At 70.6% G+C, this 25437-nt stretch carries 23 protein-coding genes; 6 read left to right on the top strand and 17 right to left on the bottom strand.

What is annotated here, in order from left to right; translation table 11 throughout:
- Positions 1-194: 194 nt before the first annotated feature.
- Complete coding sequence (locus LE181_RS04005) at positions 195-1004, top strand: helix-turn-helix domain-containing protein (RefSeq protein ID WP_225659575.1); 810 nt, start codon at positions 195-197, stop codon at positions 1002-1004.
- Here the strand turns inward: LE181_RS04005 and LE181_RS04000 are convergent.
- Together LE181_RS04000 and LE181_RS03995 are read right to left on the bottom strand one after the other, a co-directional pair.
- Positions 995-1645, bottom strand: coding sequence for a CatB-related O-acetyltransferase (locus tag LE181_RS04000; RefSeq protein ID WP_225659573.1), 651 nt, complete (start codon positions 1643-1645; stop codon positions 995-997). The genes LE181_RS04005 and LE181_RS04000 overlap by 10 nt on opposite strands.
- Before the next feature lie 136 nt (positions 1646-1781).
- Positions 1782-2384, bottom strand: coding sequence for a short chain dehydrogenase (locus LE181_RS03995; RefSeq protein WP_225659572.1), 603 nt, complete (start codon positions 2382-2384; stop codon positions 1782-1784).
- 160 nt (positions 2385-2544) lie between these two features.
- Between LE181_RS03995 and LE181_RS03990 the strand changes: the two genes are divergently transcribed.
- On the top strand, positions 2545-3411 hold the full coding sequence (locus LE181_RS03990) for a LysR family transcriptional regulator (RefSeq protein ID WP_225659571.1): 867 nt from the start codon (positions 2545-2547) through the stop codon (positions 3409-3411).
- A gap of 30 nt (positions 3412-3441) precedes the next feature.
- Here the strand turns inward: LE181_RS03990 and LE181_RS03985 are convergent, their stop codons facing one another.
- The 4 genes from LE181_RS03985 to LE181_RS03970 all read right to left on the bottom strand — a co-directional run bounded on the left by LE181_RS03985 (position 3442) and on the right by LE181_RS03970 (position 7815).
- On the bottom strand, positions 3442-4311 hold the full coding sequence (locus tag LE181_RS03985; RefSeq protein WP_225659570.1) for a DMT family transporter: 870 nt from the start codon (positions 4309-4311) through the stop codon (positions 3442-3444).
- A 131-nt stretch (positions 4312-4442) separates the two neighbouring features.
- Complete coding sequence (locus LE181_RS03980) at positions 4443-5027, bottom strand: dihydrofolate reductase family protein (protein ID WP_225659569.1); 585 nt, start codon at positions 5025-5027, stop codon at positions 4443-4445.
- Between the two features lie 431 nt (positions 5028-5458).
- Positions 5459-5893: a hypothetical protein gene (locus LE181_RS03975; RefSeq protein ID WP_225659568.1), complete on the bottom strand. Its 435-nt coding sequence runs from the start codon at positions 5891-5893 to the stop codon at positions 5459-5461.
- A gap of 359 nt (positions 5894-6252) precedes the next feature.
- The gene (locus LE181_RS03970; RefSeq protein WP_225659567.1) at positions 6253-7815 is read right to left on the bottom strand and encodes an alpha/beta fold hydrolase; all 1563 of its coding nucleotides are present in this window, start codon (positions 7813-7815) and stop codon (positions 6253-6255) included.
- A gap of 228 nt (positions 7816-8043) precedes the next feature.
- On the opposite strand from LE181_RS03970, the gene LE181_RS03965 reads away from it, so the two are divergent.
- Complete coding sequence (locus LE181_RS03965) at positions 8044-8373, top strand: hypothetical protein (protein ID WP_225659565.1); 330 nt, start codon at positions 8044-8046, stop codon at positions 8371-8373.
- Between the two features lie 225 nt (positions 8374-8598).
- Here LE181_RS03965 and LE181_RS03960 read toward each other — a convergent pair whose 3' ends face one another.
- From LE181_RS03960 to LE181_RS03945, 4 genes are all read right to left on the bottom strand, one after another.
- A complete protein-coding gene (locus LE181_RS03960) occupies positions 8599-8970 on the bottom strand; it encodes a hypothetical protein (protein WP_225659563.1) in 372 nt (123 codons plus the stop codon).
- Positions 8971-9116: 146 nt separating this feature from the next.
- Entirely contained in the window at positions 9117-11534 is a 2418-nt protein-coding gene (locus LE181_RS03955; protein WP_225659562.1) for a hydroxymethylglutaryl-coenzyme A reductase family protein, read from the bottom strand.
- On the bottom strand, positions 11531-12835 hold the full coding sequence (locus tag LE181_RS03950; protein ID WP_225659560.1) for an MFS transporter: 1305 nt from the start codon (positions 12833-12835) through the stop codon (positions 11531-11533). The genes LE181_RS03955 and LE181_RS03950 overlap by 4 nt, the downstream gene beginning before the upstream one ends.
- A gap of 219 nt (positions 12836-13054) precedes the next feature.
- A complete protein-coding gene (locus tag LE181_RS03945; protein WP_225659558.1) occupies positions 13055-13603 on the bottom strand; it encodes a hypothetical protein in 549 nt (182 codons plus the stop codon).
- A gap of 435 nt (positions 13604-14038) precedes the next feature.
- On the opposite strand from LE181_RS03945, the gene LE181_RS03940 reads away from it, so the two are divergent.
- Positions 14039-14506 carry a winged helix DNA-binding protein gene (locus tag LE181_RS03940; protein WP_225659557.1) on the top strand — a complete coding sequence of 156 codons (468 nt, stop codon included), beginning with the start codon at positions 14039-14041 and terminating at the stop codon, positions 14504-14506.
- A gap of 75 nt (positions 14507-14581) precedes the next feature.
- On the opposite strand, the gene LE181_RS03935 is transcribed toward LE181_RS03940, so the two are convergent.
- Complete coding sequence (locus LE181_RS03935) at positions 14582-15184, bottom strand: GNAT family N-acetyltransferase (protein ID WP_225659555.1); 603 nt, start codon at positions 15182-15184, stop codon at positions 14582-14584.
- A 161-nt stretch (positions 15185-15345) separates the two neighbouring features.
- Positions 15346-15786, bottom strand: a complete 441-nt coding sequence (locus tag LE181_RS03930; protein WP_225659553.1) for a hypothetical protein — start codon at positions 15784-15786, stop codon at positions 15346-15348.
- Between the two features lie 265 nt (positions 15787-16051).
- Between LE181_RS03930 and LE181_RS03925 the strand changes: the two genes are divergently transcribed.
- Complete coding sequence (locus LE181_RS03925; RefSeq protein WP_225659551.1) at positions 16052-16891, top strand: SDR family NAD(P)-dependent oxidoreductase; 840 nt, start codon at positions 16052-16054, stop codon at positions 16889-16891.
- A gap of 84 nt (positions 16892-16975) precedes the next feature.
- Positions 16976-18295 (top strand): hypothetical protein, encoded by a 1320-nt coding sequence (locus LE181_RS03920; RefSeq protein ID WP_225659549.1) that lies wholly within the window; start codon positions 16976-16978, stop codon positions 18293-18295.
- A gap of 18 nt (positions 18296-18313) precedes the next feature.
- Here the strand turns inward: LE181_RS03920 and LE181_RS03915 are convergent, their stop codons facing one another.
- The 5 genes from LE181_RS03915 to LE181_RS03895 form a co-directional block, all read right to left on the bottom strand.
- Positions 18314-18802, bottom strand: coding sequence for a hypothetical protein (locus LE181_RS03915; RefSeq protein ID WP_225659547.1), 489 nt, complete (start codon positions 18800-18802; stop codon positions 18314-18316).
- Between the two features lie 42 nt (positions 18803-18844).
- The gene (locus tag LE181_RS03910) at positions 18845-20971 is read right to left on the bottom strand and encodes a SpoIIE family protein phosphatase (protein WP_372458230.1); all 2127 of its coding nucleotides are present in this window, start codon (positions 20969-20971) and stop codon (positions 18845-18847) included.
- 610 nt (positions 20972-21581) lie between these two features.
- Entirely contained in the window at positions 21582-22835 is a 1254-nt protein-coding gene (locus LE181_RS03905; protein WP_225659545.1) for an MFS transporter, read from the bottom strand.
- Positions 22832-24061, bottom strand: a complete 1230-nt coding sequence (locus LE181_RS03900) for an ATP-grasp domain-containing protein (RefSeq protein WP_225659543.1) — start codon at positions 24059-24061, stop codon at positions 22832-22834. The genes LE181_RS03905 and LE181_RS03900 overlap by 4 nt, the downstream gene beginning before the upstream one ends.
- 148 nt (positions 24062-24209) lie before the next feature.
- Positions 24210-25373, bottom strand: a complete 1164-nt coding sequence (locus tag LE181_RS03895) for a peptidogalycan biosysnthesis protein (RefSeq protein ID WP_225659541.1) — start codon at positions 25371-25373, stop codon at positions 24210-24212.
- Between the last annotated feature and the right edge of the window lie 64 nt (positions 25374-25437).

The raw sequence follows: 25437 nt of genomic DNA, 5'->3' as shown, positions 1-25437 counted from the left end.
GGGCAAAAGCTATGCCGCGTTTACTTCAACGTCAATGAATAAAGTCCTGAGTTCGCAGAAAACAGCAGGCCAGCATGGAGGAATCTTTGCAATGACCGTGACGGTTAATGCAAAGTGACCGGATGCCTTGTTGCAACGACCTGATCGTGAACGCAGACTGGTCCCCGGCTCCGGACCACACGAGGTGACCATCGATGCCGGGAAGCAGGCTGACGCAGCAAGACCGCCGGCACATCGCCGCGGGCCTGGCCGATGGGCTTTCGTACGCCGGGATCGCCAAACGTCTGGGCCGGCCGACGTCGACCGTCGCCAGGGAAGTGATGCGCAACGGCGGCCCTGTCGAGTACCGCGCGGACCGTGCGCACCACGCGACCGGGCAGCGCGCCCGGCGGGGCAGACGCGCCGGCGCCTGCACCCCGCCGGCCGCCGTCACCACCGCCGACCACGATGCCTACGGGCGGGACAGGGGAGCGGTGCGCGCCTACGACGAGCGGCTCACGCGACTCCTGGTCGACATGGGCTTACCGAGAATGGTGGCCGGCGTGCTCGTCTGTCTGCACACCACTGACTCGGGAAGCGTCACCGCCGCCGAACTCGTGCAGCGGCTGCGCGCCAGCCCGGCATCGATCTCCAAGGCCGTCGGTTACCTTGAGGGGCAGGAGCTGATCCGGCGCGAACGCGACGCCCGGCAGCGGCGCGACCGGTACGTCATCGATGACGACGTGTGGTTCCGGGCGATGCTGGCCAACGCCCGGCTGACCGCCACTCTCGCCGAAACCGCTCATGACGGCGCGGTCCTCCTGGGAACCGGAACACCCGCCGGGGCCCGGCTCAAGGATGTGAGCCGGGTCCTCGAACACGTCGGCCGCGACCTGACCCGGTCGGTCGAATACTGGCGAGAAGTCCTCTTCGCTCAGAGCGCTTCTCGATCCGGCGACGACGGCGACCTCACCTGCGCCCGCCAGCCGTTGGCGTCACACAGGGAAGTCCCGCGTCAGGTGTGAGATGTGTCCGGAGCGGCGGCTTCCAGGTCGGCGATGCTGCCGGACATGATCGTCCGTACGTGCTCGGTGATGTGCTCGGCGGGCCAGTCCCACCAGGCCACTGCCAGCAGCCGGGCGACGTCCTGTTCGCTGTACCGGGTGCGGACGAGACGGGCGGGGTTGCCGCCGACGATCCCGTAGTCGGGTACGTCCGCGGTGACCACGGCACCGGAGCCGATGATCGCGCCGTGTCCGATGCGCACGCCGGGCATCACCGTCGTGCCGTAGCCGAACCAGACGTCGTTGCCGACGACGGTGTCCCCTCGGCCGGGCAGGCCGGTGAGCAGGTCGAAGTGCTCGGACCACGAGCCGCCCATGGTGGGGAAGGGAAAGGTCGAGGGGCCGTCCATGCGGTGGTTGGCGCCGTTCATGATGAACCGCACCCCCGTGCCCAGCGCGCAGAACTTGCCGATGACCAGTTTCTCGGGCCCGTAGTGGTAGAGCACGTTGCGCGTCTCGAACGCCGTCGGGTCGTCCGGGTCGTCGTAGTAGGAGTACTCCCCGACCTCGATCAAGGGGGACTTCACCAGCGGCTTGAGCAGCACGACGCGGGGCTGCCCGGGCATCGGATGGAGAACGGTGGGGTCGGCAGGCACAGGCATGGGCGGGCGATTCCTTATGGGTTGCATGTCGGTATCCGTCGGTATCCGATCCCATGATCGCGGCACTGCGCTGGCCAGGACACCGATTTACCACCTGCCGGAACAGGCACCTCCGAGCCGCGGCGGCCCGGTCGCCTCAGTGCCCCACTCGCAGAACCTGCCCGGTCGTTGCTCCCTCGATCGCCCGTACATACGCCGTCGCCACCCGGGCCGCGGGCACCGGCTCCATGCCGGGGAACACCCCCTCGTACGCGGCGGCGCTCTCCGCGACGAGGCCGGGGCTCACCGCGTTCACCCGCTGCGGCGCCAGCTCCATCGCCGCCGCCCGTACGAACGCCTCCACTGCCCCGTTCGCCGCCACGGCGGCCGCTGCCCCGGGCACGGGCTCGTGCGTGAGCACCCCGGTGACCAGCGTGAACGACCCCCGCGGTGCGACGTGGGAGGCCCCTTGCCGGACGAGCTCCAGCTGGCTCAGCGCCTTGCCGCGCAGCGTGGCCGTGAAGTCGTCGTGGGTGAGCGTGTCCAGCGGCCCGAAGACGGCGTCACCGGCCGCGACCACCACCGCGTCCAGTGCGCCCGTCCGCTCGTAGAGCCGCGCGACGGCCTCCGGGTCCGAGACGTCGAGACGGATGTCGCCACTGGTGCGGCCGACGGTCACCACGTCGTGGCCGCGCCCGGTGAGGGTGGTGTGAACGGCGCTGCCGATGGTGCCGGAGGCGCCGATGAGGAGGATCTTCACAGGGGTTCTCTTTCGTGCTTCGCCGCACCGGTGCGGTATTCGCCGGCCGGAGCGTGACGGGTGGGTCTGCCACGGCCTCACCGGCCGTCGCGTCTCCGACCGTACGGACCCGCTCGCCCGTTCGAAAATGCCTTCTGGTCAGGGACTATGCTTCCCATGCATGGACGTGGAACTGCGGCATCTCAGGGCCTTGGTGGCCATCGCCGACGAGGGCACCGTCACCGCGGCGGCCGCCCGCCTGCACATCACGCAACCGGCCCTCTCCCGGACCCTGGCCCAGTTGGAGCAGCACGTCGGCACCCGCCTGGTGGACCGCGGATCCACGGGAGCGTCCCGCCGGACGGCCCTCACCGCGGCCGGGCGGACGCTGTACGACCACGGGCGGGCCATCCTCGCCCACGTCGACGCCGCCCTGGCCGACGCCGCAGCCGTCTCCCGGCCACTGCGCCTGGGCTACAACTGCGCCCTGCTGGGCCGGTCCACGGCTCCGCTGCTGCGGTCCTGGCAGCGTGACCACCCGCAGGTCCCGCTGGAACTGCGTCGGCAGGACGAGGGCACGGCGGGTCTGGCGACCGGGGCCGTGGACGTGGCAGTGGTCCGCGCGGACCCGGGCGACCCGCGGCTGCGCGCCGAGGCCCTCTACCGGGAGGACCGCTTCGCCGCGCTTCCCGACGACCATCGGCTGGCCGGGCGGCGGGAGATCGGCCTGGCCGAGCTCGCCGGGGAAACGCTGGTGACGTGGCGCGCAGTGAGCACGTCGGGGCCGGAGCTGTGGCGGCCCGAGGAGCGGCCGGCGGTCGGCGCCGAGGTGCACGACGTCGACGAGTGGCTCAACGCCGTCGCCGTCGGCGGGGCCGTCGGCATCGCAGCCGAAGGCACCGTGGAGTGCCGTACCCACCCGGGCGTGCGGTACGTCCGCGTCAGCGACGCACCAGCGGCCACCGTCTACCTCGTCCGCCCGGCGCACCCCACGCATCCCCGCACCGAGGACTTCGTTGCCGCGGTGAAGGCCCTGGTGAGTGAATGAGTGCATGGGTGAATGAGTGAGCGACGTGGGTCAGGTGGCTGACGGTTCGCTGCCCTCCGTGTCGACTCCGGGCAGGATCAGGATGCCCCAGGTGACCAGCACGGCGCCCACGCCTTCCGGGACCAGCCACCAGCCGGTGCGTACCCGCTCGCCGTAGACGAGCATGCCCAGGGCCAGGCTGACCAGCGCCTCCCCCAGGGTCAGGGCCGGCTGGGAGGCCACCAGCGGCCCTGACTCCATGGCGTTGGCCAGCAGGAACAGCGCCATGGCTCCGGACGCGACGAAACCGTAGGTCTGCCACGAGGTGAAGAAGCCGCCGGCTCCCCGCTGTTCGAAGACGTCGGTGGCGGACGACATCAACGTCGCCGTCAGGGCGTAGCCGATGGCCGACGCGGAGCTGAAGAACGCCGCGCGTGCCATGCCCCGCGGCCTGGGCAGGGCAGCGACGACGCACACGGTCATGGCGCCTGCCGTCGAGGTCAGGGTCAGGACCCACATGCCGGCGGAGACGTGGCTGTGCCCGCCGGAGGGCGCGGCGGCCACCAGCGCCAGGCCCAGTCCGAAGGCCACCATGAGGGACGCGGCCCAGCCGGCCGCGGGCAGCCGCCGTCGGGAGAACGCGCACGCGATGAGGAGGGTGAAGGGCAGTTCGGTCACCAGGATTGGCTGGACGAGTGAGAGCGAGCCGAGGTTGAGGGCCAGTGCCTGACACGCCGCGGCGCCCACGATCACGGCGATGCCGGTGAGCCACGCCGGGCTGTGGACCAGGTGCCTCACCAGGCGGACGCTGAAGGCGTCTCCCGGCGGTACGGTGCGCGCGGCGATCCGCTGCAGCACCGTACCCGTGGCGTTGGCCACGGCTGTCAACAGGGCGAACAGTGCGGAGAGCAGGGCTGGCACGGAATCCTCCGGTTCGGCGCCTCGGACGCCGGCCGTCATGGTGAACACGACGATCACACGGCCGGCCGGGTACCGGGCAGAGGCGCGCGGGCGCCGGGCACGCCGGGACTCCGCCGAGGCGCCGGCCGGGGCTACCGCTTGCGGCTGTACTTCCTCACCAGTACACCGTTGTCGAAGGCGCGGACCGAATCCAGCGCGAAGTCGGTGACCGCGAAGTCCGAGCCGAACATGGGCATGCCCGAGCCGTACACCTGTGGGTACGTCTTGATGACCAGCTCGTCGATCTCGTCGAGAAGCTCGCCCGCGAGCCGGGAGCCGCCGCAGAGCCAGATGCCGAGCCCGCCGTCCTCCGCCTTCAGCTCGCGAACCGCGCCGACCACGTCCTCGGAGAGGATCGTGACGTGCGCATCGGGCGACTCCCTGAGCGTCCGCGACGCCACGTACTCGCGCAGGTGCGCGTACGGGCTGGTGACGTTGGCGTCCAGGGCGAGCCGGTAGCTGCCGCGCCCCTGGAGCACCGTGTCGAACCGCTGGTTCTCCGCGCCGTCGAAACCGAGGATCCGGCGGCCCTCGACCGAGATGGTCTCCGGGTACTCCGTCTTGAGGAACTCCAGGAACTCGTCGGTCACGAAGGTGTACATGGACGAGGCGTCACCGCTCGGGTCGCCGATGAAGCCGTCGATCGAGCAGGCGATGAAGTACGTGAGCTTGCGCAAGGCGAGTCCTCATTCCCCGTGGGCGACGAGATGCCACGTCCAGGGCACCTCGTGGCCATCATGGCCCCGCGCGACGGTCCGGTGGGCGTCTTCCGGCGAGGCTGCGGTCCCGGGTGCGGTGGGGGTGGAACTGGCCCACGACTTCTCACGTGCGCGTTCCGGCACGTCGGCGTAGGCCGGACGACGGGGCGAACGGCCCTTGGTGGGCTCTGCTGCTGGCCTCACCGCACTGAGCAGGTCGCGTACTCGACGGCCCGTCGTCGCACCGGGCGTCGTCGAACCCGAACCCCCAGTGCACCCGCAAGGAGGTCGCCAGGAGACGGTCCTCGTCCGCGGCCGGAGCGAACCGGGCGTAGAAGTCCGCGCTGTGCGTCGCCACCACCCCGGCTCCGCACCCTCAGCCGCTGGTCACAGCGGTCACAGGACAGGCTTTAGCCTGCCAGGGGCAGGGCGGCCGCCACCTCGTTCCTCTCCTTGCGGCCGACCAGCGGGAAGATGATCTTCAGTCCGTGCTCGCTGTCCGGGGAGGAGACGACGAATGACGAGTTGAGCAGGCGTTCCTTGATCTCGGAGCGGACGAGACCGGCCCGCGGGATCGTCATCACGTGCTCCTCGGGGCGGGCGAAGGCCGGGTTGGCCCGGAAGATGAAGATGCGGCGGTCGGTCATCGCCAGGTACATGGGAGTCGGTGCCGGAATCACGGACATGGCACCCCCGCTCATGATCGCCGAGGCCGCCGCGAACACTGCCGTCCGGCGCACCGAGACGGAACTCAGGTTCACGATGGTCGTCACCTCGACCCGCTCCCCCGGTACGAGCATGGGGTCGACGGCGGCCAACAGCAGCCGGCGGCGCTTTCCGTTCACGGGTGGTACTCCTGAAGATGGGCGTGAACCGAACGGAACGATCGCGTCCGGTTGGCATACCTTGCCATACGCGACTGCGCATGGCGCCCCGCGCCTCCGGAAGGGGACGGTTCGGGGAGATGTGCGGTGCCCTTGGTGCCCCGCGGGCTGGTGGCGGGCACCGGGACGCCCGTCGCCGCTCCGGCCGACGCCGACCGCGACACCCTGGCCCCGACCGGGCAGCAGGCCCGTTGACCCGGAACCGGAGTTGTGAGCCCCGGAGTGAGGGGCCACCGAACGGAGGGGGCGCAATCAGCGGCCCCCGAGGCGCCGCGCCGGCCGCCGGTCTTCGCGCGGTCGGCCTTTCCACCGTGCCTGACCTACTTGGGGCAGACCTGGTCGTGTGCGGGCAGCTTGCCGGTGGCGAGGTGGTGGTTGACCTTGCTGTCGATGCACGCGTTCTCGTAGAGGCCGTAGATCGCATGCCGGTTGGCGCCCTCAAGGGTGATCAGCTTGGAACTCGGGAGCAGTCCGTGCAGGGCGACGGCGCCCTTGTGAGTGGTGCGCGGGTCGCCGGTGGCCGACACGATCAGCACCTTGGCGTCGTGCTTCACCTGGGTGGGTTCCTCTCGGGGCCGGTCCCAGAACGCGCACGGGCCGATGTTGTTGACCAGGGCGCCGAAGCGCGGGTACGCGGCACGGCTGCGTTCGATGTCCCGCCAGTAGACCTCGGGGTCGCGCGGGGCGACCCCGTCCCCGCAGACGATCGCGGACTGCACGCTGGCCGTCGGCGACCGCTCGCCGGTCATCGCGAACCGCAGGGTCTCCGCGAACCGGGGCGACAGCCGGGTCGGCTGCCCGGCCGCGGCCCTGGCCAGCACGGCCACCTGCTCACCGAGCGCCGCCCGGGACGTGTCGGTGTCGCTGTCGACCCCTGCGAACAGGAGGAACGGGACCTGACTGTCGTCCAGTTGGAAGGTCGCCGGGGCGGTGCCAACGGTCAGCGGGCCGTGCGCGGACGCCTTGATGACGTGGTCGATGGTGGCGAGAACCTCGGTACGAGTGCGTCCGAGGCCGTACGTCTCGTGGCGAGCGGCGGCCCAGGTGGCCCACTCGGCGAGCGCCCGCTCGTTTTCGCCGACGGACTCCTGGAGCAGCCGGGGACTGAACTTGCGTGGGTCGATGGCACCGTCCAGGACCATGCGGTCGGTGCGGCCGGGGAACATCTGGGTGTAGACGGTGCCCAGGTACGAACCGTACGAGTAGCCGAAGTAGGAGATCTTCTTCTCGCCGAGCGCACCGCGGATGACGTCCATGTCACGGGCCGTGTTGCGCGTGTTGATGTGAGGTAACACGGAGGAGTTGGTGGCATGGCACTTGGACGCCAGCCCCTTCTGGAGGGCGACTTGGCGCTCGAAGACTGCCCGGCTGAGACCGGCCGAGAAGAAACTGGTGCCGACGGACCAGCCGCAGTCCAGCGGGGTGCTGCGGCCGACGAAGCGCGGGTCGAAGCCGATGATGTCGTATCGCGGGCCGGTCTTCTTCATCCACGTACGGAATTCGGGCGGAGACTCAAGAGCGGTACCACCGGGGCCTCCGTTGTTGAGCAGGATCGAGCCGATGCGGTGGCGCGTATCGGTGGCCTTGAGCCGGGATATCGCGACGGTGAGCGTACGGCCCCGCGGGTCGGCGTAGTCGAGCGGTACGACGACGTCCGCGCACTGCACGCCGGCCTTGTCCAGGTCACGGCCCATGGTGTCGTCCGGGCTCTTGGCACAAGTGCCCCAGCGCAGGTGCTGGTCGTGGTACCGGTCGAGACCGGCTCCGGATCTCGACGCGGTGGGAGCTGCCGCAGCCGTGACAGTGGGGGCCGTGCCGAGGCAGGCGGCGAGGAGAAGGCCAACGACCGAGGTGCGGCTCGCGGCCGGACTGGGGTGGATCACGAAGCCTCCTTGAGTTGCTGAGCGTTGCGGCCGGGCCAAACGCTAAGCGGAGCAGCCGTCCCCCCTCACTACCGCTGTCCCCCCACTCCGAGTGGGGCCACCCCAACCAGCGGCCCGTCCAACGTCCCGCTTCACCCTCTCGGGGGGATTGTGTACTCGGCGGCAACAATTTTTGACGGCTTCTGCTGTGCTGGAGATAGGACATAACCGCACACCGGAGGTCATGTCATGCGCTACCGCACCGCCGCGTTGTACGCACCCGTTGCTGCAGCCCTGCTGGCTCTGACCATGTCCGCGGGACCCGCTCAAGCAGCCACCGGCACCTTCTTCTACCACGAGCAGCCAGGAGACCTCGAACGCTCCCTGACCAATCCCGCGGACAACACGTGCTTCAATCTCGGAAACGGCGGAGGCCCGATCTCCAACCAGACGAACCGGGTAGCCAACGTCTACTTCCAGAGCAATTGCAATGGCGGAATCTTCGGGTTCTTCAACCCCGGCGACAACGGCACGCTGCCCGAGTACCACAGCGTGCGGTTCACCGAGTTTCCCCCGTGACCCCGCTCAAGCGAGGGCCCATCGGACGGGTCGACCTACGGGCGGGGCGGCGCGGAATGCGCGAGCCGTGTACGGCGGAGGCAAAGAGCTCTTCGCCTCCGCCGTACATGCCCGGGCCGGCGGCGGTGTCAGGTGCACCTGCCAGTGTTGCCGCTGTGCCTAGCCCATCGAAGCGGGGAGGCGCCGGGTGACGCCGCCGCCCCGGGCGTGGCCCGCTTGCGTGCCTTACTTCTCTTCAGTGACGCAGGTGGTGTGGTTGAGGATTCCGACGGTGTCCGTCCCGCAGTTGTTGCTGGATCCGGAGGCGTTGCGGGAGTCGATGTTGGAGAGCAGACCGCCGCTTGGGCCGGTCACCTGACGGTTCTTGTTGTGGTGGGAGTTCTGTCGGGTGACGCAGCTCCGGTCGTTGAGGAGGCCGACCCGGCTGGAGCCGCACTGGTTGGAGTGCGTCGAGGCGTTCCTGCTCGCGACGTTGGACAGCAGGCCGCCCGCCCCCAGATCGATCGTGTCGGCGCTCGCGGCCCCGATACCCGCGGGGGACGCCAGGACCGCCACGGCCATGCTGGACAGAACCGCGAATCGCTTCAGTGAACCCACTAGTCCGCCTTTTCATTTCGAAGGGTGGTTACGGCTGTGAGAAGCGCGAGCGAGCGCCATGCGGCACTACCACCGGCTCTCACCCGGTTGGTCTAACGGCATGGCGCGCTCAGAGTTACGATCCGCTGAAATGCGCATCAGTAAAATCACCGCCCGGGCGGGAATGAGCTTCTCTCAGCCGCCTCTGCCAGATCCATCAGGGCCCAGAGGTTTCGCCACCACTGCTCAAGGAAGCCGTAGTGGCGAACGGTATGCGCCACGAAGTAGAGCCCGAAACGGTTGACCGCCAGGTCTCTGAGGGCGAGGCGGTACCCGGATTCCCACTGGCCCCTGTCGATGGTGGTCCGGGCATGGGTTTCGAGCGACCTGCGGTGGATTTCCGAAAGTTCCCCGACCACCGTGGCGTTGATGTCGGCGGGTTTCAGGGCGGTGCAGAGCAGTTCCGCCAGATCGTGCTGGGGAATGTGGAGGGTGGCGAGCTCCCAGTCGTACGCGCACAGCCTGCCATCGGCCCGGATGGCGAGGTTGCGCGGGTTGAAGTCGTTGTGCACGAGAGTCCTCGGCATCGCCTCGATCCGCGGCCACCAGCGGTCGATGGTCCCAATGCAGGAAACCAGGCGGTCGTGGTGACGTCCGTCGACGATGTCGGGGAATTCCTGCGCCGAGTGGTCGGCCAGGGCCCGCCACAGGTCTTTCATCTCCACCATGTCCGCGGCATTCGGAACGTGCCCGATCCACGGCATCCGGCGGAGCGACGATTCCTTGCCGTACCAGACGGAGTGGAGTTGCCCGAGGTCCCGCAGGGCGATGCCGAGGTGCCGGCGTGACCACCCGTGCCCCTTGTCCGACGTGTCCATCAGCTCCACGTCGCCGAGGCACTCCATCACGATGACGTACGCCTCCCGCCGGTCGTCGCGATAGGTTCGGTACGGCTTCGGCAGCAGGCTGGTGAACCGGGTGTCGGTCTGCTCGTACAGGGCCAGTTCCCGCACGTCGCATCCCACGAATCCCAGACGTTGGTCGAACCTGCGGTAGTGGGTCGCCACCGGGCCACCGCACAGGGCGGCGGCCAGTCCGGCCATCTTGATGACCTCCCGGTCGGTGGGCTTGACCTTGACCATGACGTCGAGCTTCTGCTCCGCGTCGTCGTGGTCGACCCTCAGCTGCATCGGAAAGAGCCCGACGGCCTTCTTCACCGTCCGCGACGTCAGCTCCGACAGCACGCTGGGGCCCATGGGAATGTCGACGGCCTCGACGCCTCTGACCTTGACGCCAGGCATTCCGGAGTGACCCAGCGCCGATTCGAAGAACGGGGCGTCGAGTTCGTCGAGCCGGAACCAGTGGACCGGCCTGTTGCGCCCGAGGCGTTCATGGGCGCTGGCGAACTGCCCGGAAACGGCTGCGGAGACCGTCGAGAGGTCCAGGGCCAGTGCGAAGCCGGCGATGATTTCCGCCAGCCGGGCCGCGGTTCCCCGGCCCGTGCACCCCATCGCTTCCAGGAGTTCGTGCTGCGTGGGGAGGTGAGTACCGCCCCCGACCGTGCCGACCGCCAGGCCGGGCAGGGTCATGCTCGCGTAGACGCCCTCCGGCGTCCGTTCGAGGATGAACTGTCCCACGCCCGACTCGTGAACACAGGCGATGTCCTGGCCTGTCGCAGCGAAAATCGCTGCGACCATGTTGGCGGTGTTCGCATTGGAGCCCAGCACTCCGCTGTGCACAGCTCCGGCCGCGATGTGCTGGTAGCCCCTGACCAGCTCGTCGGGGGTTGTCTTCAGGACTCGCTCGACGATGCCTCCTGGCAGGAGGCAGTCGGCGGACACTCTGATGCCGCGGCCTTCCGCCATGGCCTGGGACGACGCCTTCTTGTCGCCGGAGGAGTTTCCCTCGATGATGAAGGACTCGAGTTCCCCGTCGCCGACCAGGTGTGGCTGCTCCAGAATCCACTGACAAGCGTGCCAGGTGCACGCAGTGGTCATGTTCTGCCCTGCCGCGTCCCCGGTGGTGTACCTGAACCTCAGGTGAACGGTCCTGCCCAGCACCACGGGTTCGATCGAGACGAGTTCGGCATGATGGGAGACCTGCCGGATGGCCGTGCGGAGGTCGCCGAGGTGCCGGCCGATCGCCGAGCCGAACCGATCGGCGGCCGACAGCCGGAAAAAGGCGAAGACGGGTGCACGCGTCATCGCCTGTGAGACGGCGCGGGTACTGACGCCACCCGCCATGGTGACGGCCAGGGCTCCCCGCGTCGCCGATGAGACGAGAGCACCCTCCGTGGTCGCCATAGGGGCATACATCTCGCCCTGGACGTTCTCGCCGCAGAACAGCAAGGGCCCGGCCACGCCGACCGGGATTTCGACAGTGCCGACGAATCCCTCGATGTTTCCGGTCAGCTTGCCGGCATCGAGCTGTGTGTGCTGCAAGGAGCCCAGCCCCAGCTGCGTAATGGAGCGAAACCAGTCCAGCCGCTGAAGACGCGCCGACTCCGTGTAGATTCCCCTGGCGGGTACGTACCGTCCGGCGGGGCGGGGTTGACGGGACCGGCCCGGATTTCCTCCAGGGCTCATGCGGCATCACCTTCCTTTTGCGGGCACACGCTTGCCCGTTGGGCTTTTTCGGGGGCGGCAGTGCCCTGAGGCACGCCGGGGAGCGAGGAAGATCGCAGTACGAGGAGCGGGACGGCCAGGGCGACGGTGCCGATGGCCAGGGCGTTCCACAGTCCGAGCCAGGTCCCGAGGGCGCCGGCGAGGAGAGCGGCCACCGGCTGGGAGCCGTAGACGACCCAACGACTCGTGGCGAGCATGCGCCCCTGCAGCGCGGGGTCACAGACGGCCTGGCGGAGAGTGCGCTGGGGGGCGCCCTGGACGACGGCACACCCCAACTGGACGAACATTCCCAGACCGATGGCCACCTGCCAGGCACGACCGGGCGTGGCGAGCAGGAGCGGCACCTCGGTGAACGGAGCCAGGGCCAGGGCGGTGAGCATGATGCGCACCGGTCCGTACCGGACGACGAGCGGGCGGGCGACGAGCGCACCGCAGAACCCGCCCAGCGCGGCCACGCTCAGCGTCATGCCCAGTGCCGTACTGGAGTAGTGCAGTTGTCGCAGCAGGTAGACGGACCACAGCGTGGTGAGAAAGGCCATGACGGCGACGTAGGCGGTGGCAGCGAGCACCAATGGCCGGATCGTGGAATGGGCCCACACATAGCGCACTCCCTCGGCAATCTCGGTCCGGAAGGTCGTGTTCTTCGTGGCCCGCGCCGCGGCCGGTTCGGGGGTGCGGATACGGACGAGGAGGAGGGCACAGGCCAGGTAGGAAGCGACGTCCAGGTAAATGGCATGGGCGGCACCGAGGACGGCGACCATGGCGCCACCGAGCTGTGAGCCGGCACTGTCGGCCAGCGAATTGATGCCGCCGAGCTTGGAATTGGCCTCCAGCAGCCGCGAACGGGGCAACAGCGAAGGGAGGAAACTGATACGAGCGGTGGAGCCGAATACTTCCGAAACCGCACTCACCAGCGCCACCCCGTACAGCACCCCCAGGGACAACCGGCCCAGGGCGTCGGCGAGCGGGACGACGAGGAAGGCCGCACCACTGACCAGCGCCGCGCCCACCATCACGGGACGCTTGCGGTGCCGGTCCGCGAGCGCCCCGGCGGGGAGCGACACCAGCAGGGGCGGAAGTTTCTGGGCGAACGACAACAGCGCTACCTGCCAGACGGAGGCGTGCAGCGCCACCACCGCGACCAGCGGAAGTGCCACCTGTGTGACCCCGCTGCCCACGAGGTCGACGGCGTTGGCGCTCCAGTACCGGAGAAAGCCCCGATGCCGCCAGAGGCTGCCCTCCCCCGGCGCGTCGTAGCTCACCACGCCTCGCTGCCCGCCACGCCCAGCCCCTCCCGCCGTCGTACCTACGACAACGATCTACGCGGGAAAGGGTTCGGGGAGCGGGGTCATCCTGCGTCGGACCGCCGGTAGTTGGGCGGCGAACCGATGCCGCCACGTCTTCGAGCCCGGACGTCGGCCGGCGTCCTCGACGGGACCCGCCTCGCTGGGCTCAGCGGCAAGGGCTGAGGCTGCTGCCGTTCAGCGAACGGGTGCCGGGGTTGTCAGCGGATGGCAGGAGTCCACCACAGCGATCGTGGCCGTGTCGGCTTCGATGATCTTCTCAGCGAGCCTGACGGCGCGCGCAAAGTCGGCGCCGTGGAAGTATTCGCGATCGTCGTCGAGGGCGTCCTTGGGCATGGATGCCAAGAGCCCTTTCTCCCACTTCTTGCTTCTGTCGGATACGGGCGACTTCCAGCCGTCCACGAGTGAGTAGCCGTGAACGCGCGCCTCGCGGATCAGCTTCGTCAGACGATCCGGCAGGTTCGTTGTTCGACCGACCTTGACGTAGGGCACCGGGCCCGCGAAGGCCAGGATGTACAGCCGGGCCTCCCCCTTTGCATAGGGTCCGCCCAGTCGACGGCCGCGTACGTGGTTCTCCAACTCGATGACGCCCCAAGGAAAGGGCGGCGGCCGGCCAGGTGCGAGGTACCGCTGGACGGCCTCAACGCCCTGCGAATGGTCCTTGGAGGCGCGCCACTTGTGCAGCCCTGCCTCGAGAAGGCTCTCGGCCTCCGATGCCCCGCTCACGAGGCCCCGGCGGGCAGCGGCGACTGCTGCTGGTCGCCCTCCGCACCACCGTCACCGTACTCGCCCAAGCTGCGCCTCCTCCGGGTCGGATGATGGGGTGACGGTAGTGCGGTCGGCCATGCCGAGCCTGGCCTTCCCGGAGAATGGCCGATACGCGTCAGTGGCGTGACGTGCGCACCCGGGGCGGCGTCGTCTGCCGCACTGGCGTCCACCCACATGACGGACTGTGCGCCGGCGCCGGATACGCCCCCTCCGGTCCGTCCGGCTCAGTGCCACCGCTTCCTCATGCGCATGGGCTTCACAGAAGCCGTAGACGCTGACGGGAAGATCACCGGCTTGCCCTCAACCGCACTTGAGGTCCTACTGTCTCCGCACGGCCTGCACAGCCTGCACGGCCTGCAGGATCCGCACCGAAGTACCAGGAGGGGACACCCCATGACGACCCAGCAGATGTCCGACGCCGAACTCGCCGGGCAGCCCGCCGCATACTGGACCGGTGTCGCCTACGAGGCCCTCATCGCGTACACCCGGGCCCAGCAGGCCGAAAAGGGCTACACCCAGCCCCAGTTCTGGCTGCTGCGCAACCTGTCGAAGAACGACATTTCTCCCGACGGTGCCGGGATGACCCTTGCCGAGCTCCGGGAGGCCATGGCCTCCTACATCCGGCCCGAGGACGACTTGGCTGCGGAGGCCGAAGTGCTTCTGGAGCGCGGCTGGCTGACCCGGGACGCCGAGGACCGGCTGTGGCTCTCCGAGGACGGGGAACAGGCCCGCGTCGACCTCGCGCGCAATGCCCCCGCGATCCGGGCCGCCCTGCACGAGGGCATCGACGACGCGGACTACATCACCACGGTGAAGGTGCTCCAGCGGCTGATCCGCAATGCGGGCGGGACCGTCGTCTGACAGCCCGAGGGGCCGGGTGGGGTGCCCGGCCCCTGGCACGTTCCATGCGGTCGACCGTGCCGGCGTCGGCCGGGTTCACAGGTCACTGCGCAGGAGGCTGTAGCCGACGAGGTCCCGGCGGCGGCCCTTGCGCAATTGGGCTCCGCGGATGACGCCTTCCCGGTGGAAGCCGGCGCGTTGCGCCGTCTGCTGCGCGGCCACGTTCGTGACGTCGGTGGAGAGTTCCACCCGGAACACGTCGGTCGTGGCGAAGAGGTGCTCGGCGAGCAGACGGGTGGCCGTGCTGCCGACGCCGCGCCCGCGGGCGGACGGTAGCAGGACGATGCCGATGTTCCATGCCAGGCATGACACGGCGGGTCCGTAACCGACCGCGTGCCAGCTGACGCTGCCGAGCAGATCGCCCGTCACGTCATCGAGTATGCAGGCGCGCCCGATGGGGGTGCTGATGGGCAGCGGGCCGGCATCGGCCTCCCTGTCGACATCGAAGGCGCCGTCTCCTCGGGAGGCAAGGGTCTCCTCGTCCGTGGCAACCGGCTCTGCCAGCACGATGCCCTTCCGTGAAGCAAGGACGGTCCGGGCCGCGAGTCCGTCGGTCTCCACATCATTCCGCGGGGGCACGGGAGCGCCCACCGCCAGGGGCTGCAAGGCGGCTGCCTCAGCGGACAGTTCATCGTTCATCGCACACACCTCGTGCTCGCTATGAGGACCATGATGTCGCCGACCCTATGCGGGCCAGGTATCTCCGCCGTGGTTCTCCGCTGACGGCAGGCCGGGGCCGTCGACGGCCGGGTACGGGTACGGCGAGTCATGGCCGGCCGGCGCCGGCGCCGCGGCGGGTGTCAGCGGCGAAGGTCGCGCGAGATGTCGATGAGGTCCCCCGCCAGGGTGGCGACGGCCTGCTCGCGGAACTCTCCGGGGCTCAGCTTCACCGGGGTGTCGGGGCCCTTGTGTCCGACGATGACGCCGGACGGTGCCTCGACCTTCGCGGCCTGCGTTTCCGACATGTCGTCGAGAGAGTGCGCGACGGCACCGGATATCGCGCTCGGCAGGGACTTCGCCACGCTGATGTCGTCGACGGAGAACCCCACGTAGGCCGCGATCAGTTTGCCCGACTCGTCCACCACGCGGATTCCCTTCGCGATGGCGTTTCCCCCGCTCACCGTCAGCGTCGGCACGCCGTCCTCCGACTGGGTCAGTGAGAGCGTGCCGCGCTTCACCTCGGGGTTGGCCAGCGAATCGCCCGAGCCGTCGTAGGTGGTCCCTGCCGTGCGGTCGGCCATGATGCCTTCCCTTCGTCCACGCGCGTGAAGTGGATGCGTGCTGCTCCCGGCCGGTACCCCGGATCCGGGTGCCGAAGCGCGCCGCGAACGTCCCTGCCGTCGTGACGACCGTTCACCGGCTCCGGGCCGGCCAGCCCGTGACGGACACCTGTACGTCGCGGACGACCGTGCGCGGCGTGCCGTCTCCGGCCTCAGGCGGATGCCGGGCAGCCGCTCGTTCCCTACCGTGGAAGCGTGACGCGGCCCGGCGCGATGCGGAGGGAAAATGGACGACCTGGAGAACAAAGTCGCCGTCATCACCGGTGCGGCGAGCGGTATCGGCCGTGGAATGGCCGAGGCGTTCGTCGACGCGGGGATGCGTGTGGTGTTGAGCGACGTGGAAGAGGCGGTGCTGCATTCCACGACGGCGGAGCTGCGTGACGGGGGCGCGGACGTACACGCCGTGCTGGCTGACGTGTCAAAGGCGGAGGACGTCGCCTCGCTCGCCGAGTCGACGCTCAGCACGTACGGCGCCGTACACGTGCTGTGCAACAACGCGGGCGTCTTCGCCGGCACCAAGCCGAGCTGGAAGAGCACGCTCGACGACTGGGCCTGGGTGCTCGGGGTGAACCTGATGGGTGTGGTGCACGGAATCCACGCCTTCCTGCCCGTCATGATCGAGCAGGACGAGGAAGCGCACATCGTCAACACCGCGTCCGTGGCGGGCCTGATGACGGGTGGCTCGCTGTACGGTGCGTCGAAGTCGGCCCTCGTCACGTTGTCGGAGACCATTCATCTCGAACTCGTCGGCGGAGGCTTCAAGCCGAGGATCTCCGTGCTGTGTCCCGGTCTGGTCGACACGAACATCCTCGATTGCCGGCGCAACCGGCCGGCCCGTTTTGCCGATGCGGGCCCCTGGCCGGAGGGCTGGTCCATGGATGCCGCCCGGCGGGCGTTCGCACTCGGCCTCGCCCCGCGCGCCGTCGGTGACGCGGTGCTGCAGGCGATGCGCGAGGAGCGCTTCTACATCCTGACGCACCCGGAGTTCACGGAGCACCTCACGCACCGGACGACGCAGATCGTCAACGGCGACAACCCCACGCTGCTGCCCATGCCGGGCGCGTGATCCCGGCTTCACCGACGGGGCGGCGGGAGGCCGCGGAGCACGGGGACGGACGGATTGTCAGTGGCTCCGTGAAGAATGTTCGCCATGCTGCACACGCTTCCGCTGCCCCTGCCCGCGTCCCTCGTGGACCACCACCGCATGGACCTGTCCGCGCTCTACTCGACGGGATGGGGAGTCACGGCATACGACGCCGTAGTCGCCCCGTCCGGCGATACGTACGCGCTGTACGGCGTGTACCGGCACACGTGGAACGTCAGCGAGGACGAAGCGGACCCGGCCGTGGCGAACTTCGGGTACCGGATCATCACCCGCTACTCGCCCGAGGGCGCCCCGCTGGCGACCGCGCTCTGCTGCTCGTCGCTGCCGGACGGCACGCCGTCGGCCGTGGCCAACGGGAACGACATGACCCTGTGCGTCCTGCCGGACGGCACGCTCTCGGTGAACGCCCACCCCGACTGCACCACTCTGATGGCGCCCGACCTGAGTGCCGTCACGGCCACCTATGCGACGCGCGGGCGGACTTACTCGGACAAGCTGGTGCCGAGCGATCACTTCGCCAGTTCGATCAGTGTCACTCCGTCGGGCCGCCTGCTGTGCGTGACCACGGAGTACGGAGTCCACCGGTACGGCAACAGCATCGCCAACATCGTCGGGCTGGCGGACGGTGGCGCCCTGGGTGCGGGTTCCAAGCCGAGTGTGCGGGCCATCGCCTCTCTCGATCCCCGGCCGGCCCACCACACCGAGGCCGATCTGCGACCGCAGGTGCTGTACCAGGGCGAGCCGGTGGGTCTGGACAACCGGCCGAGGCCGTCACTCCTGGAGCTCCTGACACCGGAGACGGACCGCTACAGGTGGGACCGGTCCGGTCTCGGACGGCCCGCACCGCTCTCCGACGACCTCTTCGTCGTTCCGGTCTTCGCCCGTACGTTCCGTGGCGGCAGCCGCGGCCAGCCGTTCGTCTTCGCCCTGCTCAACGACCAGGGGGAGATGACGGGACGCCTGCACGGAATGGACCCGTGGCGGGACAGCCCCTTCACCGGCTTCTGCTTCACGGTGGTCGCCGACCCGGGCCGCGGCCATGCCTTCCACCTCAACCGCTACGGCCTCTACGCCTGGAACAGAGACGGGCAGCTACGGGCGAAGCTGGACACCGGGACCAAGACCTTCAAACCCCTGACCCGCTTCACCCTCATGTCCTGCTCGCCCGCCGGTGAGCTGCTCCTCGTCCACAACAAGCAGCACCTGATCCTGCGTGTGCCCATACCCGCCGACCTCGGTGACCTGGGTCAGGCCGTCGAGGCCGCGCTGCGCGGCTACGCCAAGGAGCGCACGGCCCTGAAGAAGCAGTGGGCTCCGGTCGACTGGCACTGGGTCCAGGAAGCCGCCCGGGTACACCGGCTCTGAGGGGGTGTTCCGGCGCGGCTACCCGTTGCAGAAGACGCACACGTCCCAGTGCGGCATCCCGGTGAGGACCCGGTGCCGTACGCACGAGGCCATCGCCGCTTCCTCCGGTCCGGGGAAGCCGTGGGCGGAGCCGTCGTGGAACGCCGGGTCGAACGCCTCGACCATCGTCCTGAACGTGCGCAGGTACGTGGCGACGAAGGGGGGATCGTAGGTCAGTTCGTCCCACCGGTGCTCACTCAGAGCGAGGTCGATGACGCGCAGGACGAACGCCTTGTTCCTCATCCGCTCCTCGGGCGACGCGCCCCAGTCGACCTCTTCGAGCTCGAACCCGACGACGCCCCGGCCCATGCAGTTCTGGTCCTGGAGGGCGAGGAGGGCGGCGAACCGGAAGTCCCACGGCTCCTCGACGAGATCGGACACCGCAAGCGTCAGCACCTCGACGAACACCTCCGTGCCGCCGTTGCTCATGTAGAGGTCCAGTTCCCCGCCCCCGAAGACGTTACCCATAGCGTCACCCTAGGCCGGCGGCCCGGTGCGCCGGCCACCGGCTCATCCGGAGCCGGTCGCCCCGTTGGTGGGCTGCAGGAGGAGCAGGGCGATGTCGTCGGTGTGCCGGCCGGTGGGTCGGGTGTGCTGGACGAGGCTGTCGATGAGGTGGTGGAGGGCCAGGTCACCGGAGGCCGCGAGGTGCCGGGCGAGTTCGGCGGTGGTCCTGCCGATGTCGGTGCCGGGGATTTCCACGAGGCCGTCGGTGTAGAGGGCGAGGACGGCCCCGGCGGGCACGGTCAGGGTGGTGACCGGGTAGGGCGCCCCGAGACCGAGCCCCAGCGGTGGACCGGGGTCGACGTCGACGACGTACCCCGGCCCGCCCGGATGCCGCAGGAGCGGGGGCGGATGCCCGGCGCTCGCGAGGACCGCCCGGTGGTGGGCGAGGTCGAGGTGGGCGTAGAGGCAGGTCGCGAAGCGGCCCGCCTCCAGGTCGGCGAGGTCGCGGTCGGTGCGGATGAGGACCTCGTCGGGCGTCGCGCCGGCGGTGGCGTGGGAGTGGACGGCGGTGCGGACCTGTCCCATGAGGGCGGCGGCCGTCACGTCGTGGCCCTGTACGTCGCCGATGACCGCGGCGGCGGTGGTGTCGGTGAGACGGATGAGGTCGTAGAAGTCGCCGCCCACGTCGATGCCGTAACTGCCGGGCAGATAGCGGGCCGCGACGTCGAGCCCGTTCATGGCGGGCAGGGTGTGGGGCAGGAGGGTCTGCTGGAGGGCGTGGGCGAGGTTGTGCTTGGCGTCGTAGAGGCGCGCGCGGTCCAGTGCCTGGGCGATGAGGCCCGCCAGCGGCGTGAGGACGGAGCGTTCACCGGCGGTGAAGGCGTGCGGATGGTCGTAGGCGAGGACGCAGCAGCCGATGGGGTGGCCGGAGGTGATCAGCGGAAGGATCGCCCACGCCTGCTTGTCACTGATCTGGGGCGCCCGGGGGTAACTGCGGGTCAGTTCGGCGCGGTCGGCGAAGAAGGAGGGTGCGCCGGTGACGAGGGCGCGGCCGACAGGGGTCAGGTCGGCGTCGATGGGCAGGCCCTCAAGGCGCGCGATGACGTCGGGCTCGTAGCCGCGGTGACCGATGGCCCGCAGCCGGCCGGCTTCAGCGGTGGACATGATCATGCCGCGGGCGCCGAAGGCGGGCAGCACCTGATCGGCGGTCAGGTCGATGACGTCCTGGACGCTCACGGTCTCGGTGAGTGCGGCGGCCAGGTGCATCAGCCGGAAGATCCTGCCCGTGGAGGGGGCGCCGGGCGGTGGCGCGCCGGGGGCCTGCTGGTCCGGGCGGGCGCCGGTGGGGCACGGCGTGATGAGGACGCTCATACCGCTGTCGTCCGGGTAGAGGCGGAAGTCGAGCCGACGGTCCGGTGGACGCAGGACCGTCATGGCGAGCGGTTCGCGGCTGCTCACGGCCGTGCGGTAGGTGTCCGCGCAGTCGGGGGTGTCCAGCCAGGGGAGGGACTGCCACGGCAAGGTGCCCAGCAGATCGTCGGCGGAGCGGCCCAGCAGTCCGACGGCGGCGGTGTTGAGGAAGGTGATACGGCCTTCCATGTCCAGGGCGAGGGCACCGAGGGGCAGACGTTCGACGAAGCCGGACGCCGCGCGTGCGGAGCGTCCCGGTCCGGCGTCGGTGTGGTGCACGGGTACCAGATGGGGCCGTTCCGGTATGGCCGGCGGGTGTGCGGCTTCGTCCAGAACCCGGGCGATGCGCCGGGCGCTGAACACGATGTGCCCGCGTCGGCGAAGGGTGAGGTGATCCGGACGGGTGGGAGGCCACAGCAGCACCAGTGCTCCCCAGCAGCCGCCGACGCCCCTGAGCGGGGTGGCGGCCAGCGCGAGCTGGAAGGGAAAGGCCATCGCGGCGCGCGGGTAGCGGCGGGCCATGTCCTCCTGGGAACCCACCCACACCAGGCGCTCCTCCCGCACCGCCTCCGGGAGCGGGGCCTGGGAGGCCAGGGGCATCCGCCACCAGGGCTCGGCGGCGTCGACCGCGGTCCCGCACATCACCACCAGGCCCAGGACCGGTTCCTGTGGGTCCAGCAGATAGACGCTCCCGGCCATGGCCCCCGTGCGGTGCACGGCGGTCGCCAGCGCCTCGCCCAGGGGATCCGTCGCACCCGGCTGCTCACTGCGCCCAGTCACAGAGGAGCTCCTCACCGGCCGGGGGTTCTGCCGGCGCGGGCGGAGCCGGGCGCAGCGGACCGGACGCCCTGCGGGTTGCCGTCACCGGCCCGCACTCGCGCCCGCGGCAGCGCCGGACGCGGGTCGTGGCGGACGGCGCGCTACGCCTGGTGAGCGCGGCTCCACCGTCCTCATTCGGACCATACTCCCGTCCGGCGGTGACGGCATGCCGAGACCGACCCGACGCCCGGCCGGGCCGCCCTCCTCGTCGCCGTGCACCTCGCCGTCGCCGCACGGCCGGGTTCGCGCCGTGGGACCGTTCTCTCCCCGGCAGCGCTAACTGGCCCTGGCCGCGCACACCACCGTGTCGGTGGGCCGGCTCGGCCGGCAACCGGGGGCCGTGCAGGGCGCGTACGTGCGGCTCTGCTGGCACTGCTGTCGGCCGTGGTGCTGTCGGTGTTCGAGCCGCGGGGAGCGACCGGCTACGGGTGGCGCGCGGCCGCCCGTGCCAGGGGCGGCGCGCAGCCGACGGGGAACCGAGCCCGTCCGCCCGGCCGAGGGACCGCGGCAGCGGAGGTGACCGGGGTGACGGAGGTGACCGGCCGTGCCCCGTAGCGGCACGGCCGGGCGGTCAGGCCGGCGCGGACGCCGGCGCCCGGGTGCGGGCGAGGAGGGCGCTGAGGACGGTGCCCAGCAGGGCCACGGCCGTGAAGGCGATCCAGATCGCGGAGGCCGAGGCGATCAGCAGCCAGGAGCCGGCGACCGGGACGGCCACCGAGGCGAGGGACCAGGATGCCTGATAGACCGACATGCAGGTCGCCTCCGAGCCGGGTTCCGCGAGGTCCGCGGCGTAGCCGTCGCTGGCCGGGGCGATCACGATCTCGCCGAGCGTGTAGAGCGTCATCGCGACCAGCGCGACGGCCAGTGTGACCGCGGGCAGCACCGTGTCCCCCAGGGGGGCGATCAGCGCGAAGCCGAGGCCGGACACGGCGTACAGGGCGCCGCCGGCGAGCATCATCCGCGGGGCGGGACGGTCCGCGGTACGTTTGACCAGCGACTGCTGCAGCAGCACGACGAGGCCGCCGTTCACGGCCAGTACGGTCCCCGCCGCCCAGCCGTCCAGGCCGGCGTGGTCCACGAGGTACAGGCCGGTGAACATCGACACGACCGTGGCGCACACCGCGAAGCAGGTCTTGGCGGCGCTCAGCAGGGCGAAGCCCGGCAGGCGCAGCACCTGCAGGGCGCCACCACCGGTCGGCTCCCGCTCGGCCTTCCGCCGGGCGGCCTCTTCTCCGGCGGCCGGTGCCGACGCGTCGGCCTGTCCGCGCAGTCGCAGCAGCGCCGCCGCGGTGACGGCGAAGCTGACCGCGTTGATCAGCACGATCACGCGGAGGCCGGTCGCGCTCTGGGCCGAGGCCAGTGCGCCGCCGGCCAGGGACCCCAGGCACAGGCCGATGTTGCGGGCCCAGCCCACGGTGCTGAACGCTCGTCGCGCCTGGGGGCCGCGCGCCAGCCGGGCGATGGTGGCGCCGAGGGAGACCCACACCGCCTTGTCCAGTACGGCGGACAGCACCAGCGCGCCCACGGCGACGGGGGCGGGCAGGGTCAGTGCGTAGAGGACGAACAGCGGGGCGCGCACGGCGTTGCCCGCGATGAGCGAGCGCATCGAGCCGTACGTCTGTACCAGGCGTCCCAGGGGGGCGCTTGCCAGGATCAGCACGAGGTTCGCCACCGTGAGTGTGGTGCCGACGGTTCCGACGCCCAGGTGCTGCACCCGTACGAAGTACAGCAGCGCGAACGGCATGAACATCCCCGAACCCACCGCGTCGACGATCATCGCCGAGACCATGAGCCGGGGCAGCGGTCCCTGACTCGTGCTGCTCACGCGTCGGGCACCCTGGTCAGGCCGAGGAGATCGAGCAGCCGGGAGTTGGCCCGGGACAGCTGTGCCAGCAGCTCGCCGCGGTCCGGTCCGCTGCCCAGGACGTAGCCGGCGCGCCACCAGTTGGCGTCCACGGCGCCCAGGGTCGTGCCGGGCGGCAGCAGGCGTTCGGCGTGCGAGACGAGCGGCAGCCCGTCGCGCACGCCCGCCATCGTTGGGGCGTCGGCCACGGTGCCGGTGGCGGCCACGAACTCCACGGCCGCCACCTGCGGCGTCCGCTCCGTCCGGGGGCGCGCGGGGTCCTGGTCGCCGAGGGCGATCGAGAGCGCGGCGTCGTACAGGTCCAGCCCGGTGGCCCGCAGCAGCACGTCGCTGATCAGCCCGCCGGCGGGACGGAAGGCCGCCTCGATCAGGTGCCAGCGGTCGCCGTCGTGCTTGGCCTCCAGGTGCAGCACGGCGCTGTCGATGTCCAGGGCCGTCACCACGGTCTCGACGAAGCGGGTCGCCGAGGGGGCCAGCCGCTCCTGGGCGGCGGGGTCGATCACATGCCGGGTCTCCACGAACGACGGCGGTGCGGCGCAGGTCTTCTCGGTGACTCCCACGAACAGGACGCGTCCGCCCGAGACGACGGCCTCCAGAGACACCTCGGGCCCCGGCACGAAGTGCTCGACGAGGGCCTGCGGCTGACCCGTCGTGTTCCGCACGGCCGCTATCGCGTCGGCGAGGCCGGCCGGGTCGGACACCCGGCGGACGCCGAGGCTGGCCGCGCCGTCGACGGGCTTGACGATGACGGCGCCGGACGGTGCGGAACGCAGCAGTTCCGCGGCCTCGTCGGCGTCCGCGGTGAGGGCGAAGGGCAGTCCGGCCCCGGTGCCGGCCAGGCGGCGGCGGACGTCGGCCTTGTGGGCCAGGCCGTCGGCCACGGCCGTGCCGGCGCCGGGCAGGCCCCATTCCTTCGCGAGCCGGGCGGCGATGCGGGTTCCCCAGTCGGTCAGGGCCAGCACGCCGTCCACCCGGCCGGCGAGCGAGTCCAGCAGGTGCAGGTCGGGTCCGGGGTCCTGATGGTCCGTCAGGCGCCAGGCGTGGTTCTCGGTGGCCAGGCGGTCGTAGCGGGAGTAGGCGGTCTCGTCCACGAGGATCGTGTCGACGCCCCTGCGCTCCGCCGCTGCGAAGAATCGTTCACGCAACGGTCCGATGCCGATGATCAGGACGGTGGGAGGGTGGTGCACGGCGACCTCGATCCTTCAGGGGTGGCAAGAGGGGCGGAATTGAACGGGTGGGGTCCGGACCGTGGCGGGCCCGGGTCCGTTGGCGTCGGCGGGACGATCGCCGGTCACAGGGTCACGCGCGCCGGGCCGGTCCCGGGGCCAGGGACCGTCAGGGGCGGGCGGCGAAGGCCGCGTCCGTACGGCGCAGCAGTGCGCCGTGCGCGACGGCGCCGGGCGGTACGGCGCTCAGCAGCGGCTTCGCCGTGGCCCCCCTGCGCAGTTTGGGGGTGCCGCTGCCGGGGCCGAGCAGGACCCGGGTGGCTCCTGTGCTGCGGGCCAGTCGCATGGGCAGGTAGTAGGCGGCGTGGAAGTACGCGCCGGTCTCCTCGCTGCCGGGGCCGAGCCCGACCATGCGCAGCAGGACGTCGCGGGTGCCCAGGGCCAGGGTGGCGCTCGCGACGGCCCGGCCGGCACGGTCGCGGACCAGCGCCACGCCGTAGCGGGGGCCGAGGGCGGTGCGCAGTCGTTCGTTGACGCGCAACAGGCGGGCCGGGTCGCCGGGGATGCCGTGCTTCTCGTCCGCGCACGCCTCCAGGCGCGCGACGTCCTGCTGGATCTCGTCGGTCACCGTGTCGCCCCGGTGGATCTCGGCTGTCGCGCCGGCCTCGCCGAGCGAGGCCAACTCACGCCGCAGCCGGCGGCGTCGGTCCGCAGGGAAGCGGGCGAGGTAGCCGGCCTCGTCCGCGCCGATGTCCTCGATCAGGAAGTACTGGTCGGTGATGCCCACGTGCCAGCCGCGGTCCCTCAGGACCGGCAGCACCGGGTCCGCCTCGTCGAGGTGGAGGAAGGTGAGCAGCCGTCCCCGGGCCTCCGCGTGCTCTTCGAGAGCGGTGACCAGGGCACCCGCGTCGAAGGCGGGGCCCGCGGCACCCGGCGCCCCGGCCGCCGCGCCGTCCGTCGATGCGCCGGACTCCGCGGTGTCCGCGGGAACGTGCGTGGGGAAGACGGACCGGCCGTAGCCGAGGGCGCAGACGTTCAGCTGGCGCAGCCCCTCGGCCCGGGCCTGCGCCAGCTCCGCCTCCGGCTGTGTCACGTCGCGGCCCGTACCGGCCACGATGTCGGTGCAGTTCATGCGGGGAAATCCGGTGTGGTCGTCCTGGGTGCGCACCGCGCAGGCCGCGCGGGCGGCCGGGACCTCCAGGAAGTGCACGCCGTCCTGGGGCCACCGGTTCGCGGTGAGCCATGCGGCCGAGGCCCTGGGATCCTCCGGACCGGCGCTCCAGTAGCCGGCGGACAGGCCGTCCGCCGTGGCGTACTCCCTGAGCGTCACCACGCCACCCCTCCCACTGCCGCGTGCACCCGGCCCCACCATGCCGGGGCGGGGGCCTCCCCGCCCC

The sequence above is a fragment of the Streptomyces sichuanensis genome (assembly GCF_020328095.1).
GTDB classification, from domain to species: Bacteria; Actinomycetota; Actinomycetes; order Streptomycetales; family Streptomycetaceae; genus Streptomyces; species Streptomyces cinnamoneus.
This window is presented reverse-complemented; position numbering and strand designations above follow the sequence as displayed.

What these genes read in the sequence shown, in the direction of transcription:
- LE181_RS04005 (WP_225659575.1), top strand. Translation starts at nt 195, where the DNA reads ATGCCGGGAAGCAGGCTGACGCAGCAAGACCGCCGGCACATCGCCGCG.
- LE181_RS04000 (WP_225659573.1), bottom strand. Translation starts at nt 1,645, where the DNA reads ATGCCTGTGCCTGCCGACCCCACCGTTCTCCATCCGATGCCCGGGCAG.
- LE181_RS03990 (WP_225659571.1), top strand. Translation starts at nt 2,545, where the DNA reads ATGGACGTGGAACTGCGGCATCTCAGGGCCTTGGTGGCCATCGCCGAC.
- LE181_RS03965 (WP_225659565.1), top strand. Translation starts at nt 8,044, where the DNA reads ATGCGCTACCGCACCGCCGCGTTGTACGCACCCGTTGCTGCAGCCCTG.
- LE181_RS03955 (WP_225659562.1), bottom strand. Translation starts at nt 11,534, where the DNA reads ATGAGCCCTGGAGGAAATCCGGGCCGGTCCCGTCAACCCCGCCCCGCC.
- LE181_RS03940 (WP_225659557.1), top strand. Translation starts at nt 14,039, where the DNA reads ATGACGACCCAGCAGATGTCCGACGCCGAACTCGCCGGGCAGCCCGCC.
- LE181_RS03935 (WP_225659555.1), bottom strand. Translation starts at nt 15,184, where the DNA reads ATGAACGATGAACTGTCCGCTGAGGCAGCCGCCTTGCAGCCCCTGGCG.
- LE181_RS03930 (WP_225659553.1), bottom strand. Translation starts at nt 15,786, where the DNA reads ATGGCCGACCGCACGGCAGGGACCACCTACGACGGCTCGGGCGATTCG.
- LE181_RS03925 (WP_225659551.1), top strand. Translation starts at nt 16,052, where the DNA reads ATGGACGACCTGGAGAACAAAGTCGCCGTCATCACCGGTGCGGCGAGC.
- LE181_RS03920 (WP_225659549.1), top strand. Translation starts at nt 16,976, where the DNA reads ATGCTGCACACGCTTCCGCTGCCCCTGCCCGCGTCCCTCGTGGACCAC.
- LE181_RS03915 (WP_225659547.1), bottom strand. Translation starts at nt 18,802, where the DNA reads ATGGGTAACGTCTTCGGGGGCGGGGAACTGGACCTCTACATGAGCAAC.